Annotated in this window: 15 protein-coding genes; 10 read left to right on the top strand and 5 right to left on the bottom strand. The window is 69.5% G+C overall.

Annotation, left to right across the window (positions count from 1 at the left end):
• The first annotated feature begins 95 nt into the window (after nt 1–95).
• A complete protein-coding gene (locus tag GGR66_RS15045) occupies nt 96–515 on the top strand; it encodes a hypothetical protein (protein ID WP_184448820.1) in 420 nt (139 codons plus the stop codon).
• Between the two features lie 186 nt (nt 516–701).
• Here the strand turns inward: GGR66_RS15045 and GGR66_RS15040 are convergent, their stop codons facing one another.
• Entirely contained in the window at nt 702–2597 is a 1896-nt protein-coding gene (locus GGR66_RS15040; protein WP_184448819.1) for a sigma-54-dependent Fis family transcriptional regulator, read from the bottom strand.
• Between the two features lie 247 nt (nt 2598–2844).
• Between GGR66_RS15040 and adh the strand changes: the two genes are divergently transcribed.
• From adh to GGR66_RS15025, 3 genes are all read left to right on the top strand, one after another.
• On the top strand, nt 2845–4374 hold the full coding sequence (gene adh / locus GGR66_RS15035; RefSeq protein WP_184448818.1) for an aldehyde dehydrogenase: 1530 nt from the start codon (nt 2845–2847) through the stop codon (nt 4372–4374).
• A 125-nt stretch (nt 4375–4499) separates the two neighbouring features.
• Nucleotides 4500–5528, top strand: coding sequence for an alcohol dehydrogenase AdhP (gene adhP / locus GGR66_RS15030; RefSeq protein WP_184448817.1), 1029 nt, complete (start codon nt 4500–4502; stop codon nt 5526–5528).
• Nucleotides 5528–5923, top strand: coding sequence for a DUF779 domain-containing protein (locus GGR66_RS15025; RefSeq protein ID WP_184448816.1), 396 nt, complete (start codon nt 5528–5530; stop codon nt 5921–5923). The genes adhP and GGR66_RS15025 overlap by 1 nt, the downstream gene beginning before the upstream one ends.
• Nucleotides 5924–6083: 160 nt before the next feature.
• Here GGR66_RS15025 and GGR66_RS15020 read toward each other — a convergent pair whose 3' ends face one another.
• Nucleotides 6084–6386, bottom strand: a complete 303-nt coding sequence (locus GGR66_RS15020) for a hypothetical protein (protein WP_184448815.1) — start codon at nt 6384–6386, stop codon at nt 6084–6086.
• A gap of 160 nt (nt 6387–6546) precedes the next feature.
• Here GGR66_RS15020 and GGR66_RS15015 point away from each other — a divergent pair, with 160 nt between their 5' ends.
• Both GGR66_RS15015 and GGR66_RS15010 read left to right on the top strand, forming a co-directional pair.
• On the top strand, nt 6547–6942 hold the full coding sequence (locus GGR66_RS15015; protein WP_184448814.1) for a hypothetical protein: 396 nt from the start codon (nt 6547–6549) through the stop codon (nt 6940–6942).
• Nucleotides 6942–7910 carry a Ku protein gene (locus GGR66_RS15010; protein ID WP_184448813.1) on the top strand — a complete coding sequence of 323 codons (969 nt, stop codon included), beginning with the start codon at nt 6942–6944 and terminating at the stop codon, nt 7908–7910. The genes GGR66_RS15015 and GGR66_RS15010 overlap by 1 nt, the downstream gene beginning before the upstream one ends.
• A gap of 44 nt (nt 7911–7954) precedes the next feature.
• On the opposite strand, the gene lldD is transcribed toward GGR66_RS15010, so the two are convergent.
• Both lldD and lldR read right to left on the bottom strand, forming a co-directional pair.
• Nucleotides 7955–9115: an FMN-dependent L-lactate dehydrogenase LldD gene (gene lldD, locus GGR66_RS15005; RefSeq protein WP_184448812.1), complete on the bottom strand. Its 1161-nt coding sequence runs from the start codon at nt 9113–9115 to the stop codon at nt 7955–7957.
• Nucleotides 9116–9128: 13 nt separating this feature from the next.
• Nucleotides 9129–9914 (bottom strand): transcriptional regulator LldR, encoded by a 786-nt coding sequence (lldR, locus tag GGR66_RS15000; RefSeq protein WP_184448811.1) that lies wholly within the window; start codon nt 9912–9914, stop codon nt 9129–9131.
• Here lldR and GGR66_RS14995 point away from each other — a divergent pair.
• Entirely contained in the window at nt 9913–10092 is a 180-nt protein-coding gene (locus GGR66_RS14995) for a hypothetical protein (RefSeq protein ID WP_184448810.1), read from the top strand. The two genes, lldR and GGR66_RS14995, sit on opposite strands and share 2 nt — an antisense overlap.
• A gap of 68 nt (nt 10093–10160) precedes the next feature.
• Here the strand turns inward: GGR66_RS14995 and GGR66_RS14990 are convergent, their stop codons facing one another.
• Nucleotides 10161–10742 carry a PEMT/PEM2 methyltransferase family protein gene (locus tag GGR66_RS14990; protein WP_184448809.1) on the bottom strand — a complete coding sequence of 194 codons (582 nt, stop codon included), beginning with the start codon at nt 10740–10742 and terminating at the stop codon, nt 10161–10163.
• A 223-nt stretch (nt 10743–10965) separates the two neighbouring features.
• On the opposite strand from GGR66_RS14990, the gene GGR66_RS14985 reads away from it, so the two are divergent.
• The 3 genes from GGR66_RS14985 (at nt 10966) to fabV (ending at nt 14278) form a co-directional block, all read left to right on the top strand.
• Complete coding sequence (locus GGR66_RS14985; RefSeq protein ID WP_184448808.1) at nt 10966–12063, top strand: histidine kinase; 1098 nt, start codon at nt 10966–10968, stop codon at nt 12061–12063.
• A complete protein-coding gene (locus GGR66_RS14980) occupies nt 12060–12692 on the top strand; it encodes a response regulator transcription factor (protein ID WP_160967220.1) in 633 nt (210 codons plus the stop codon). The genes GGR66_RS14985 and GGR66_RS14980 overlap by 4 nt, the downstream gene beginning before the upstream one ends.
• Before the next feature lie 380 nt (nt 12693–13072).
• Nucleotides 13073–14278 carry an enoyl-ACP reductase FabV gene (fabV, locus tag GGR66_RS14975; RefSeq protein WP_160967222.1) on the top strand — a complete coding sequence of 402 codons (1206 nt, stop codon included), beginning with the start codon at nt 13073–13075 and terminating at the stop codon, nt 14276–14278.
• Nucleotides 14279–14748: the final 470 nt, after the last annotated feature.

Raw genomic sequence — 14748 nt, 5'->3', positions numbered from 1 at the left:
GCGAACCGGCAGCGGACGCTGGCGGCGCGCTTTGCGGCGGCGCTAGCGTAGCGACACCCCCCGCACACCGCCATGCACTCTCCAGGAGACGCACCATGAGCACATCCGACGACAGCCGCGACAACGCCGGCACCAAGAGCAAACCCGCATTGGCCGAAGGCGTCAGTGCCACGCCGTACCAAGGCACCTTCACGGTGGTCAATTGCACCGGCCAGACGATCAACAACGTCAGCGTCAAACACACCTGCGGCGATTACATGGATCCGGCCGCTTCGGCGTCGCTGCCGGCGGGTGGCACGATCGCCTCCATACCGCTACGTGCGCAAACCGGCTCCAACGACTATTGGAACCTGTCGTTCCAGATGAGCGACGGCAGCTCGCGTAGCCGCAACAGCAAACAATGCAATTACGTGCAGAGCGATGCGCCGGGGACCTGCATCATCGCGCTGTACGCGAGCAGCTTCAGTGTGCTGACGCCGGTCAGCTCGCCGTGCATGAACAACAGCTACGACTGAGCCGTCGTGCATGCGCTTGCCGCTGCCGCTTCCCGACCGCGGCAAACCGCCGTAGGAGCGGCTTCAGCCGCGACAGGCATTCCCATGAATCGTTGTCGCGGCTGAAGCCGCTCCTACAGACGATCCAGGGCTAGCGGATCGCGCGGCTTCTTGCCGAAGAGGTCCCCCGCGTCTGCACCGCCCGCGCTACTGCGCCCCCAACTGCAGCCGCCGATACAGCGTGCTGCGGCTGATGCCCAATCGGCGTGCGGCCTGCGAGACGTTGCCGTCGCATGCGTCCAGGGCCTGGCGCATGGCGTGCAGCGCCAGGCTGTCGAGATCGGCGGCCGGTAGCGGCGACGGTGCGACGTGGGTGCCGCCCTGCTCCGCCGCGCGGATGCCGGGCAGATAGGCCGGCAAGGCGTCGGTATCGACCAGCGTGCCCGGCTCGCTCAACGCCACCAGCGTGCGCAGGCAGGCTACCAATTGGCGCAGATTGCCTGGCCACGCATAGGCGCCCAGTGTCGCCAGGGCCGCCTCGGTCAGGCGCCTGCCCTGCCCCAGCCGCGCCCACAGTTCGCCGACCAGTGCGCGCCGGTCCGGATGCGCGCGCAGCGACGGCACCTGCACGCAGTGGTGGGCGATGCGGTAGTACAGGTCGGGCCGGAAACGCTGTTCGGCCATCGCCGCGTCCAGGTCGCGGTGGGTGGCGCAGACCAGGGCGAAATCCAGCTTCACCGGCTTGCCGCCGCCCAGCGGCAGCAGTTCGCGTTCCTGCAGCACGCGCAGCAGCCGCGGCTGCAAGGCCAGCGGCATGTCGCCGATCTCGTCCAGGAACAGCACGCCGCCATCGGCCTGGCGCAGCAGGCCCGGGCTGCCGTGCTTGCGCGCGCCGGTGAAGGCGCCGTCCTCGTAGCCGAACAGCTCGGCTTCGATCAGCCCTTCCGGCAGCGCCGCACAGTTGACCGCCACGAACGGGCGCCCGGCGCGCGCGCTGCGCCGGTGCAGTTCGCGCGCGAACACTTCCTTGCCGGTGCCGGTTTCGCCCTGCACCAGCACCGGTAGTTGCGCGTCGAGCACGCGTCGCGCGCGTTCCAGCGCAAGCTCCTGTGCGGCGTCGAACAGCGGCGCGTCGGACGCGGCCGCGGCCGAGGGCCGCGACGCCGTCACGGTGATCGGCGCCTGCTGCGGGCGCCGCCGCGGGCGGTCGTCGGCCGGACTATCGATGCGTCCATGCAGCGCCCGCCCCTGCAGGTCGAACACGCTGCCCTGCTGCCGCAGCCGCGACAGCGGTTCCTCAAACAGCGCCTCGTAGGGCGCGCGCCCGAGTTCGTGGCGTTCCAGCCCGAACAGCCGCAACCCGGCCTGGTTGGCCGCCACCAGGCGGCCGTTGCGGAATGCCAGCAGTGCCTCGCGCGCCGTGCCGAGCAGCGCGGGGTCGTGGTGCACGCGCAGCAGTTCGCATCCGGGAATGCCGTCGTCGAAGTAGCGGTGCTCGATGTTGGCCACCGCCATCCGCGCCAGCGCCAGCGCATGCATGTGCTGCACGCTGGCGTCGCCGGAGATGTCGAGCACGCCGGCCAGGCGGCCGTACGGATCGAAGATCGGCACTGCGGCGCAACTGAGGATCTGGTGCGGGGCGAAATAGTGTTCGCCGCCGCGCACTTCCACCGAGCGGCTTTCGACGATGGCGGTGCCGATCGCATTGGTACCGACCTGGGTCTCGCTCCAGCACGCGCCGGGCATCAGCGCCACCCTGCCCGCCTTGTCGAGGAAGCGCGGGCTGCCTTCGGCGTCGAGGATCCAGCCGGCCTCGTCGGTGAGCAGCACGATGCTGCCGGTGGCCGCGGCGTCGCCGGCCAGGCCCTCCAGTTCGGCGCGGGCCAGCCGCCACAGCCGCTCGTGCGCCTCGCGCAGGGCGCGCAGGCGCGAGGCTCCCAGCGGCTCGATCGCCGGTTGCGCATCCGCGGCCAGGCCCAGGCGCTGGCAGCGCTGCCACGACTGCAGGATGGTATCGGGTACCTGCCCGACCGGCGCGCCGCCGCGTTCGAAGAACGCGCGGCGGGCCTGGCCGAGCTGATGTTGGGAAGGTTGCTGCGCCATGTCCGGCTCCGCTGTCGCAGATTGCGACACCTGTTGATACGGGTGTTCCGATAAACAGCACATCCGCCGGCACGGTGCAATCGGCAGGCGTGACGCGACGCAGCAAAACCGGCGCGTATGCGTCGTTGTGTCGCGGCACCACCGCGTGACGCGGCGCAGCACGCAAAACCTGGCATCGGTCTTGCGCCTACGCAGCTACCCGGACGGGCCTGCCCTGTCCTTCTCGACCGCCGAAGGAGACACCACGATGAATGCCGTCAGCACCGCCAAGCCGCATGCCACCGATCCGCAGTCCATCTTCAAGTCGCGCTACGGCAACTTCATCGGCGGCAAGTGGGTGGAGCCGAAGAGCGGGCAGTACTTCGACAACAGCACGCCGATCAGCGGCAAGGTGTTCACTTCGGTGGCGCGCTCCAACGCCGAGGATATCGAGGCCGCGCTCGACGCCGCGCACGCGGCCAAGGATGCCTGGGGCAAGGCCTCCAGCACCGAGCGCAGCAACGTGCTGCTGAAGATCGCCGACCGCATCGAGCAGAACCTGGAGCTGCTGGCCTACGCCGAGACCTGGGACAACGGCAAGCCGGTGCGCGAGACGCTCAACGCCGACGTGCCGCTGTGCGTGGACCACTTCCGCTACTTCGCCGGCGCGGTGCGCGCGCAGGAAGGCGGCATCTCCGAGATCGACCACGACACCATCGCCTACCACTTCCACGAACCGCTCGGCGTGGTCGGGCAGATCATCCCGTGGAACTTCCCGCTGCTGATGGCGTGCTGGAAGCTGGCGCCGGCGCTGGCCGCGGGCAACTGCGTGGTGATGAAGCCGGCCGAGCAGACCCCGGCCTCGATCCTGGTGCTGATGGAGGTCATCGGCGACCTGTTGCCGCCGGGCGTGCTCAACGTGGTCAACGGCTTCGGCCTGGAAGCGGGCAAGCCGCTGGCCAGCAACCCGCGCATCGCCAAGATCGCCTTCACCGGCGAGACCACCACCGGCCGGCTGATCATGCAGTACGCCAGCCAGAACCTGATCCCGGTGACGCTGGAGCTGGGCGGCAAGTCGCCCAACATCTTCTTCGCCGACGTGATGGCCGAGGACGACGATTTCCTCGACAAGGCGGTGGAGGGCTTCGTGCTGTTCGCCTTCAACCAGGGCGAGGTGTGCACCTGCCCGTCGCGCGCGCTGATCCAGGAATCGATCTACGAGAAGTTCATGGAGAAGGCGCTCAAGCGAGTGGCGGCGATCAAGCAGGGCAACCCGCTCGATCCCAACACCATGGTCGGCGCGCAGGCCTCCGGCGAGCAGTTGGAGAAGATCCTGTCCTACATCGACATCGGCAAGCAGGAGGGCGCCGAAGTGCTGATCGGCGGCGAGCGCAACGCGCTGGACGGCGACCTGGCCGGCGGCTTCTACGTCAAGCCGACGGTGTTCAAGGGCCACAACAAGATGCGCATCTTCCAGGAGGAGATCTTCGGCCCGGTGGTGTCGGTGACCACCTTCAAGGACGAGGCCGAGGCGCTGGCGATCGCCAACGACACCCTGTACGGACTCGGCGCCGGCGTGTGGAGCCGCGATGCGGCGCGGCTGTACCGCATGGGCCGCGCGATCCAGGCCGGGCGCGTGTGGACCAACTGCTACCACGCCTATCCGGCGCACGCCGCGTTCGGCGGCTACAAGCAGTCAGGCATCGGCCGCGAGAACCACAAGATGATGCTCGACCACTATCAGCAGACCAAGAACCTGCTGGTCAGCTACTCGCCGAAGGCGCTGGGCTTTTTCTGAGGCACGGGGCCGGCCGGCGCCACGCGGCAGGCGTGGCGTCGTCCGGCCCGGCAACTGATCTGGATCAAGGCAATCCGTCGCTGGACGCGCGATGGTGAAGTACCGTTTTTCTCAGGAGCATTGCAATGGACAAGACGATGAAAGCCGCCGTGGTGCGGGAGTTCGGCAAGCCGCTGGCGATCGAGGAAGTGGCGGTGCCGCGGCCGCAGGCCGGCGACATTCTAGTCAAGATCGAGGCCTGCGGTGTGTGCCACACCGACCTGCACGCCGCCGAAGGCGATTGGCCGGTGAAGCCGAATCCGCCGTTCATCCCCGGCCACGAGGGCGTGGGCCATGTGGTGGCGGTCGGCGCCGGCGTGGACCACGTCAAGGAAGGCGACCGCGTCGGCATTCCGTGGCTGTACTCGGCCTGCGGCCATTGCGAGCATTGCCTGGGCGGCTGGGAAACCCTGTGCGAGGCGCAGCAGAACAGCGGCTACTCGGTCAACGGTGGGTTCGCCGAATACGCCTTGGCCAATGCCAATTACGTCGGCCATCTCCCGAAGAACATCGGCTTCGTCGAGATCGCGCCGATCCTGTGCGCCGGCGTCACCGTGTACAAGGGCCTGAAGGTCACCGACACCAGGCCCGGCAACTGGGTGGTGATCTCCGGCATCGGCGGGCTCGGCCACATGGCGGTGCAGTACGCCAAGGCAATGGGCCTGAACGTGGCCGCGGTGGACGTGGACGACGCCAAGCTGGCGCTGGCCACGCGCCTGGGCGCAACGGTGACGGTGAACGCGCGGACCACCGATCCGGTGGCGTACCTCAAAAAGGAAATCGGCGGCGCACACGGTGCGCTGGTCACCGCGGTCTCGCCGAAGGCGTTCGAGCAGGCCATCGGCATGGTCCGCCGCGGCGGTACGGTCTCGCTCAACGGCCTGCCGCCGGGCCAGTTCCCGCTGGACATCTTCGGCATGGTGCTCAACGGCGTGACCGTGCGCGGTTCGATCGTCGGCACCCGCCTGGACCTGCAGGAATCGCTGGAATTCGCCGAGCAGGGCAAGGTCGCCGCGACGGTGGCCACCGACACCCTGGACAACATCAACGACGTGTTCGCGCGCATGCACGCCGGCAAGATCGAAGGCCGCATCGTGCTGGACATGGCCGCCTGATGGACATGTCCGCGCCCGAGGCCGCGCCGCCGCCGCAGGTGCTGGCGACGCTGCCGGCCCTGCAGTTGATCGCGACGCTGCGGGCGCGGCACGGCGCGCTGCTGTTCCACCAGTCCGGCGGCTGCTGCGACGGCTCCTCGCCGATGTGTTATCCGCAGGACGACTTCATCGTCGGCGACCGCGACGTGCTGCTGGGCGAGATCGGCGAGGCGCCGTTCTACATCAGCCCGTCGCAGTTCGCCTACTGGAAGCACACCCAGCTGATCATCGATGTGGTGCCCGGCCGCGGCGGCATGTTCTCGCTGGAGAACGGCGAGGGCGTGCGGTTCCTGGTGCGCTCGCGGCTGTTCAGCGACAGCGAGTACGCCGCGCTGGAGGCGGCGGGCAAGGTGTAGGCGAAAGCGCGCACCCGGATGCCTCTGTAGGAGCGGCTTCAGCCGCGACGGGCGTTCTCGGGAACGCCTCGGTCGCGGCTGAAGCCGCTCCTACAACGATGAGGCATGCGCAGCACTACAGCGACCGCGGCAATACAGCGATAACGACGTCTTCGACGCCCTAAGACGCCTTCGGCGGCTTCGCGGGCACGAACGGCGACACCGGGTCGCTGGCCGGGAAGGTTTCTTCCAGCGCTTCGTCCTGGTTCGCGTCGGCATGCCGTCCGTGCACCGTGTCCGGCGTGGAGTGCGCTGGCGTGTCCTGCGGGGCAGGGCGGTGTTCGCCGGTGCGCGGTTCGTGTTCGACGATGGTCTCGGGCCTGTCGCCAGCGCCGCGGTCTTCGTTGAGTTGTGTATCGCGTTTGCCGCGCTGTTCGCCGGGAACGGGAGCCGCGCGGCGCAGCGGATCGGTAGGTGTGGACATGTCCGGTTCCTCCAGGGAATGGCGGCGGAAGTCCAGTTCACCGCCGCCGCGGTGAAGCCATTGCGAATCGCGCATCCTCCACGCGTCGGTCACGGGTCGCTAACGGCCACAGCGCTACTGCTGCGCATCCCCCCGCCGACGTTGCCGCCCGGAGCCTGCCATGCGCCCCAGCGACCGCCCCGACCCGCTGCTGTTCAACGCCCATCTGGATCCCTTGCCGAGCGCACCGGCATACCGCCGCCGTGGCGCCGCGCCGCGTCCGCACGACGCGCCGGACTATCGCCGCTACAGCCTGGCCGACTACCGCCAGCGCCGCGCCCGCCACCGCACCCCATGGCGCGACCTGTGCCCGGCCTACGCCTTCGCCCTGCAGACCCATGCCCGCGGCTGGCCGCGCGGGCCGGGGGCCGAGACCGAGGACGAACTCGCCGCGCACTGGGACCTGATGCGTGGCGACTCGCGGCTGGACTGGAACCAGGCGCGGCAGGTGATCGAGGACGCCTGGCAGGCGCTGGACCATTTGCCGGCGCAGGCCGCCGGCGGGGAGGCGCACTGATGCCGCGCCCGATCTGGACCGGCACGCTGTCCTTCGGCCTGCTCAACGTGCCGGTGTCGCTGATGTCGGGCGAACGCCGGATCGATCTGCACTTCCGCATGCTCGACTCGCGCGACAAACGCCCGATCCGCTTCGAGCGGGTCAACGCCGACACCGGCGAGGAAGTGCCGTGGAAGGACATCGTCAAGGCCTACGAATACAGCAAGGGCAACTACGTGGTGGTCGAGCAGCAGGACATCGCCTCGGCCGCGCCGGAAAGCCACGAGACGGTGGAGGTGGAGGCCTTCGTCGACGCCACCGAGATCGACCTGCGCTACTTCGAGAAACCCTACGTGCTGGTGCCGGGCAAGAAGGCCGAGAAGGGCTACGTGCTGCTGCGCGAGACCCTGCGCAATACCGGCAAGGTCGGCATCGCGCGGGTGGTGATCCGCACCCGTGAGTATCTGTCGGCGGTGATGCCGCTGCAGGACGCGCTGGTGCTGATCCTGCTGCGCTATCCGCAGGAACTTGTCGACCTGGACGATTACACGCTGCCCAGCGGCAAGGCCGCCGACTACCGGATCAGCGCCAAGGAAACCGAGATGGCGGCGCAGTTGATCGACTCGATGTCCGGGCGCTGGGATCCCGATTCCTACCACGACGAATTCCGCGAGCGGCTGCACGCGGTGATCCAGAAGCGGATCAAGGCGCAGGAGGGCACCACCCAGGTCGACGAGGACGCCGAGTCGCCGCAGCGCGAGGATGCCACCACCAACGTGGTCGATTTCATGTCGCTGCTGCAGAAGAGCCTGGATGCCAAGAAGCGCACGCCGGCCAAGCAGGACGAGCGCGTGCCGGTGCGCAAGACCGCGAAAAAGGCCACCAAGACGGCGGCCGGCAAGGCGAAGAAGGCGACACGCGCCAAACCGGCGGCGGCCAAGGCCAAGCCGGCTGCGCGCAAGGCGCCGGCGCGGCGCAAGGCCGGGTAGGGCAGAGTCAGGCAGGTTGCGGCGGCGCTCGGGCCGCAGCGGCGCTACGCCGCGACCATCCCCTCGCGCGTCACCTGCGCCAGCGAATCGCGCGAGATGGCGGCGATCGACTTGGCGCCGGTCAGGGTCATCGCCACCTGCATCTCCTTCTCGATCAGGGTCAGCAGATGCTCCACCCCGGCCTGGCCGGCGGCGGCCAGCGCGTAGACGAAGGCGCGGCCGAGCAGCACCGTGTCGGCGCCCAGCGCCAGCATGCGCACCACGTCCAGGCCGCTGCGCACGCCGGAGTCGGCCAGGATCTTCAGCTCGCCCTTCACCGCATCGGCGATCGCCGGCAGCGCCCGCGCGCTGGACAGCACGCCGTCGAGCTGGCGCCCGCCATGGTTGGAGACGACGATGCCGTCGGCGCCGAAACGCACCGCGTCGCGCGCGTCGGCCGGGTCGAGGATGCCCTTGATCACCATCGGCCCGGTCCAGAATTCGCGGATCCACTCCAGGTCCTTCCACGCGATCGATGGATCGAAGTTGGCGCCGAGCCAGCCGATGTAGTCGGCCAGTCCGGTGGGGTGGCCGCGGTAGGTGGAGATGTTGCCCAGGTCGTGCGGACGCCCGTGCAGACCCACGTCCCAGGCCCAGCGCGGATGCGTCACCGCCTGCAGCATGCGCCGCAGCGGCGCGTTGGGGCCGCTCATGCCCGAATGCGCGTCGCGGTAGCGCGCGCCCGGCACCGGCATGTCCACGGTGAACACCAGGGTGGTCACGCCCGCCGCCTTGGCCCGTTCCAGCGCGTTGCGCATGAAGCCACGGTCCTTGAGCACGTACAGCTGGAACCACATCGGCCGATCGATCGCCGGCGCCACTTCCTCGATCGGGCACACCGAGACCGTGGACAGGGTGAACGGCACCCCCTTGGCCGCTGCGGCCTTGGCCGCCTGCACCTCGCCGCGGCGCGCGTACATGCCGGTCAGGCCCACCGGCCCCAACGCCACCGGCAAGGCCAGGCGTTCGCCGAACAGTTCGGTGTGCAGGTCCAGCGCCGACATGTCGCGCAGCACCCGCTGGCGCAGGGCGATGTCGCTCAGGTCGGACACGTTGCGGCGCAGGGTGTGCTCGGCATAGGCGCCGCCGTCGATGTAGTGGAACAGGAACGGCGGCAGCCGGCGCTGGGCGGCGGCACGGTAGTCGGTGGAGGCGGAAATGATCATGGCGGCAGGGCGGTCAGGGAGAGGAAGGCAGGCGCGAGGCACGGGCGCGGCGCGCATCGTCCTCGTCGAGGGTGCGCAGCGCGCTGTGCACGAATTCCAGGTGGGCGTGCGCGGCGGCGCGGGCGCGTTCGGGGTCGCCGGCCAGGATCGCGTCGCGCAGCGCGCGGTGCTGCGCGTGCAGCGCGGCGAAGATGCGCGGCGAGGCGAACAGCTGCTGCCGGCTCTGCGAGATGTTGGCCTGCAGCAGGTCGAACAGCCCGCGCATCACCTGCAGCAGCACGCGGTTGTGGGTGGCCTCGGCGATGGCCAGGTGGAAGGCGGCGTCGGCGTGCGCCTGCGCCGCCGCGTCGGCCTGCGCATGGGTCTGCTGCAGCGCCTCGAACGCGGCGTCGATGCGCGCGCGGTCGTCGTCGGTGGCACGCAGCGCGGCGTGCCAGGCGGTGGCGCCTTCCAGGGCGTGGCGGGCCTCCAGCACGTCGAAGCGGTACTCGGGGTCGGCGTGCAGCAGCGGCAGGAACGGCTGCAGCGGCGCCACCACCTGGTCCTCCGGGGTCGGTGGCCGTTGCACGTAGGTGCCGCCGCCCACCCGGGCCCGCAGCAGCCCCTGGCTGGCGAGCTGGGCGATGGCTTCGCGCAGCACCGGGCGCGAGACGCCCAGTTCCGCCGCCAGGGTGCGCTCGGCGGGCAGGCGCGCGTCGGCCGCCAGGCCGCGTTGCGCGATCAGCGTGCGCAACTGCGCGGCGACCCGGTCGCTGAGCCGGGCAGGGGGCTCGGCGGCAACCGGCGGGCTAGTAGCCATGAAACTTTTGGTCATACCAATTGCGCGGTGGGAAAGCGATGGCAGGGCCATTAGGCGCCGGATCTCAGGCGGCGTCAATCACTTCAACGAGATGCTCGCGAATATTGGTAATACCAATCAGCTGATGCGGCAATGGTCCACCGCCATGGCCAGCATGCGTCCCGCCATCGGTGCGTGATCAGCAGCGGCATCGCCAGGTGGTGCAGGGCGGCCAGGATCAGGACCCGCAGGGCGATCGCCGCGGCCTCACCACACCCACGGCAGCAGCCGCCAGCTGTGCGCGGCGTAGTCCGGGTACTCCTCGGGGAAGGCCTGGGTCAGCATCGCTTCCTCGACCTGGATGCGGCGCAGGAACGCCCAGGTCACCGGCAGCACGATCGCCAGCAGCGACAGCACGTTGCCCATGCCCAGCGCCAGCCCGTAGAACGCCAGCAGCACGCCGGTGTACGAGGGATGCCGCAGATACCGGTACGGTCCGTGGCGGACCAGGCGGTGGCCCTCCTGGATGGTCACGTCCACGGTGAACCAGCGCGCCAGGACGCGGATCGACCACAGCCGCAGCGCCAGTCCGCCGGCCAGCAGCGCGCAGGCGGTCCAGCGCAGCGGTTCGCGCAAGTGCGGCGCGTAGCGCCACACGCCGAGCAGCGACAGCAACACGCCCAGCGCCACCGCGGCGTACAGCACGCGCCACAGCAGGCGCAGCGTGCCCTGGTCGCGGGCGCCGCCGTCGGCAGCGCGGCGGCGGCGCCCGAGCACCATTTCGTAGGCACCCCAGCTCAGGCTAAGCAGCAGGAACAGCAGATCCGGATGGCGCAGGGTCAGGAGCATGGCGGTGTTCCTCATGGCAGCGTGCGCCACGCAGTGCGTGGCAGGGTGGATGAATCGGGTCCGTCCTGTGTGCCGATCGTCCGGCATGCAGCGGGCATGGACGCAGTGTGCCGCCATCGTGGTGGCGCGACAGTGGCCGCTGGTCATGCCGGCCGCCTGCCGGAAGTCACTTTCTGCGTGCGCCCCATTGCTGCGGCGTCGACCCCCGGTCAGCATCCGTCGCATGAATCGATTCCTGCGTGACCTGATCGAACCCAAGCGCCTGGCCGGGCTGCTGACCGTGGCCACCGTGTTGTGGTCGTTCCAGTTCGCGCCGCATGCCCTGGCGGCTTGGCGCTGGATCGCGGCGGCGCTGTTCCTGCTGCCGCTGATCGGCGCCCACTACCTGCCCGGGCGTTGGCGCGACGCCGCACTATGGCTGGAGGCCGCGGCCGCGATGGCCCTGGTCTGGCTGGAACCGCACGTGGGCACCGCGCCGGTGCTGCTGGTGGTGGTGGTCGCGCAGGTGGCGCTGCAGTGGCCGCCGCGGCAGGTGCTGGCGCTGGCGTTGCTGGCCAACCTCGGCACGTTCCTGGCGTTGTCCGCCGCCGGGATCCGGCATCCGCTGCCGACCACGCTGATCTACGCCGGCTTCCACGCCTTCGCCGGCCTGAGCGCGCATTACGCGCGCACCGCCGAGCTGGCGCGCGAGGCGCTGGCGCGGGTCAACGCCGACCTGCTGGCCACCCGCGCGCTGCTGGCCGACAGCACCCGCGATGCCGAGCGCCTGCGCCTGGCGCGCGAACTGCACGACGTGGCCGGGCACAAGCTCACCGCCATGCGTATCCAGTTGCGCCTGCTGCTGGCCGATCCGGCGCTGGCGCAGCGCACGGAGGTGGCGACCGTGGAGCAGCTGTCCGGTGAACTGCTGACCGATATCCGTGCGGTGGTGCAGTCGCTGCGCGACGACCGCGGCGTGGATCTGGAGACGGCGCTGTGCGCCCTGGCCGCGCCGTTCCCACGACCGCAGTTGCAGCTGCAGATCGACCCGGCGCTGCGCATCACCGATCCGCACCTGGCCGAGACCCTGTTGCGGCTGGTGCAGGAAGCACTCACCAACGCCGCGCGGCATGCCGACGCCGCGCATGTGCGGGTGCGGCTGGGCCAGGACCGGCAGCAGCTGTGCCTGGACATCGAGGACGACGGCCACCGCGCCGAGCGCATCCGCGAAGGCAACGGCATCGCCGGCATGCGCGAGCGCCTGGCCGCCCTGCAAGGACGCCTGGAGCTGGGCCGCACGCCGCTGGGCGGCATGCAGTTGAGCGCGAGGCTGCCGCTGTGAGCGCGCTGCGGATCGCCCTGGCCGACGACCAGGTGCTGGTGCGCGCAGGCCTGCGCGCGCTGCTGCAGACCCAGGGCATCGTCGTCGCCTGCGAGGCCGACGACGGCCAGGCCCTGCTCGACGCGGTCGCGGCCACGCCGGTGGACGTGGTGCTCAGCGACATCCGCATGCCGGGCATGGACGGCATCCAGGCGCTGCAGCAACTGCGCGCGCGCGGCGACCGCACGCCGGTGCTGCTGCTGACCACCTTCGACGAATCCGACCTGTTGCTGCGCGCCACCGACGCCGGCGCGCAGGGCTTCCTGCTCAAGGACGCCGCACCGGAGGACCTGCGCGAGGCGATCGCGCGCGTGGCCGCCGGGGAGACCTTGCTGCAGCCGGTCAGCACCGACCCGGTGCGCGCGCGCTACCGCTACCGCGACGAGGACGCCCCGCGCGACACCTTCAACGAACGCGAAGTGGCGATCCTGCGCCTGCTCGCCGGCGGCTACTCCAACAAGGAGATCGCGCGTAGCCTGTTCCTGGCCGAGGGCACGGTGAAGAACTACGTCTCCACCATCCTCGACAAGCTCGGCACCCGCGACCGCACCCGCGCCGTGCTCAAGGCGATCACCTTGCGCATCATCTGATGCGCGCAAAAGTGGCAGCGCTGCACCGGCCAGCGGCACTGCGTCGGGACTGAAGTCCCTCCCACAGTGTCTCCATCCGACATGGCGGCACCGTCCCAATGGCGGTACCGTCCCATCCCGTAGGAGCGGCTTCAGCCGCGACAACCGACGCCGCGGTGCGCGGCTCGCCGCTCAGCGCTTTTCCCTCCAGTCAGCACAACATCCGCCACCGCGACGCCGCCCCATGTGGGAGCGACTTCAGTCGCGACGCGACACCCCCGAACGCGCGCGCCTCCACCCACACCGAACTCCATACCCCGCCGTGTGCTGCCGCCGGGACTTCTGCGCGCCGGCCGCAGACATTAAGATGCCGCGGGCATTGTGCCGATGAGGAATTCACGTTGATCATCCATCCGAAAGTCCGCGGTTTCATCTGCACCACCACGCATCCGCTCGGTTGCGAGCGCAACGTGCTCGAGCAGATCGCCGCCACGCGCGCGCGCGGCGTGCGCCACGATGGGCCAAAGAACGTGCTGGTGATCGGCGCGTCCAGCGGCTACGGCCTGGCCTCGCGCATCACCGCCGCGTTCGGTTTCGGCGCCGCCACCCTCGGCGTGTTCTTCGAGAAGCCCGGCAGCGAGAAGAAGGCCGGCACCGCCGGTTGGTACAACGCCGCCGCGTTCGACAAGCAGGCCAAGGCCGATGGCCTGTACAGCAAGTCGATCAACGGCGACGCGTTCTCCGACCAGGCGCGCGAGAAGGTGATCGAGCTGATCAAGCAGGACATGGGCGGCCAGGTCGACCTGGTGGTGTATTCGCTGGCCTCGCCGGTGCGCAAGCTGCCGAGCACCGGCGAAGTGAAGCGCTCGGCACTCAAGCCGATCGGCCAGACCTATACCGCCACCGCCATCGACACCAACAAGGACGCCATCATCGAGGCCTCGATCGAGCCGGCCACCGAGCAGGAGATCGAAGACACCATCACCGTGATGGGCGGCCAGGACTGGGAACTGTGGATCGACGCACTGGACGCCGCCGGCGTGCTCGCCCCGGGCGCGCGCACCGTCGCCTTCAGCTACATCGGCACCGAGATCACCTGGCCGATCTACTGGCACGGCGCGCTGGGCAAGGCCAAGGTCGACCTCGACCAGACCGCGCAGCGCCTGCACGCGCGCCTGCAACCGCAGGGCGGCACGGCCAACGTGGCGGTGCTGAAATCGGTGGTGACCCAGGCCAGCGCGGCGATCCCGGTGATGCCGCTGTACATCTCCATGGTCTACAAGATCATGAAGGAAAAGGGCCTGCACGAAGGCACCATCGAACAGGCCGACCGCCTGTTCCGCGAGCGCCTGTATCGCGAGGATGGCCAGCCGGCGGCCACCGACGACGAGAACCGGCTGCGCCTGGACGACTGGGAACTGCGCGACGACGTGCAGGACGCCTGCAAGGCGCTGTGGCCGCAGGTGACCACCGAGAACCTGTTCCAACTCACCGACTACGCCGGCTACAAACACGAGTTCCTCAAGCTGTTCGGCTTCGAGCGCAAGGACGTGGATTACGATGCCGAGGTCGACCCCGACGTGAAGTTCGATTGCGTGGAGCTCTGAGGCGCGGGGATTCGGGAGTGGGGATTCGGGAGTCGTCTTGATCCCGAAGCCCGGACAGAACATGCGGCCGGCAGCGATGTCGGCCGTTTTCTTTTTCCGGTGGCCACCGCGGCGATGGCGAGGCCGAGATGAGCGGTACCTGCGTAGCGAAGCAGGCGAGGGCGATGCAGTTGCGGCAGGCCAAGGCCGTGCAGTGGATTAGCGGCGCTGCCCGCAACACCGAAGCAGCGACATGTGCGCCATTGCGCTCGCACCGCGCATCGCCAACGTGCGATTGCCGGTCGCGGCTAAAGCCGCTCCTACAAGAAGAGCGCCCGCTGCACCCGTAGGAGCGGCTTCAGCCGCGACAAGCGAAGCGGCAATGCGTGAGTTGACCGAACCGCGTCGGGACTGAAGTCCCTCCCACAAAGACCCATCCATCCCCGCGGCAGCTTCCCCCCGTAGGAGCGGCTTCAGCCGCGACAAGCGAA

This window comes from Xanthomonas sp. 3498, assembly GCF_014199795.1.
GTDB classification, from domain to species: Bacteria; Pseudomonadota; Gammaproteobacteria; order Xanthomonadales; family Xanthomonadaceae; genus Xanthomonas_A; species Xanthomonas_A rydalmerensis.
The sequence above is the reverse complement of the archived record's forward strand: the minus strand, read 5'-3'. Positions and strand labels throughout refer to the sequence as shown.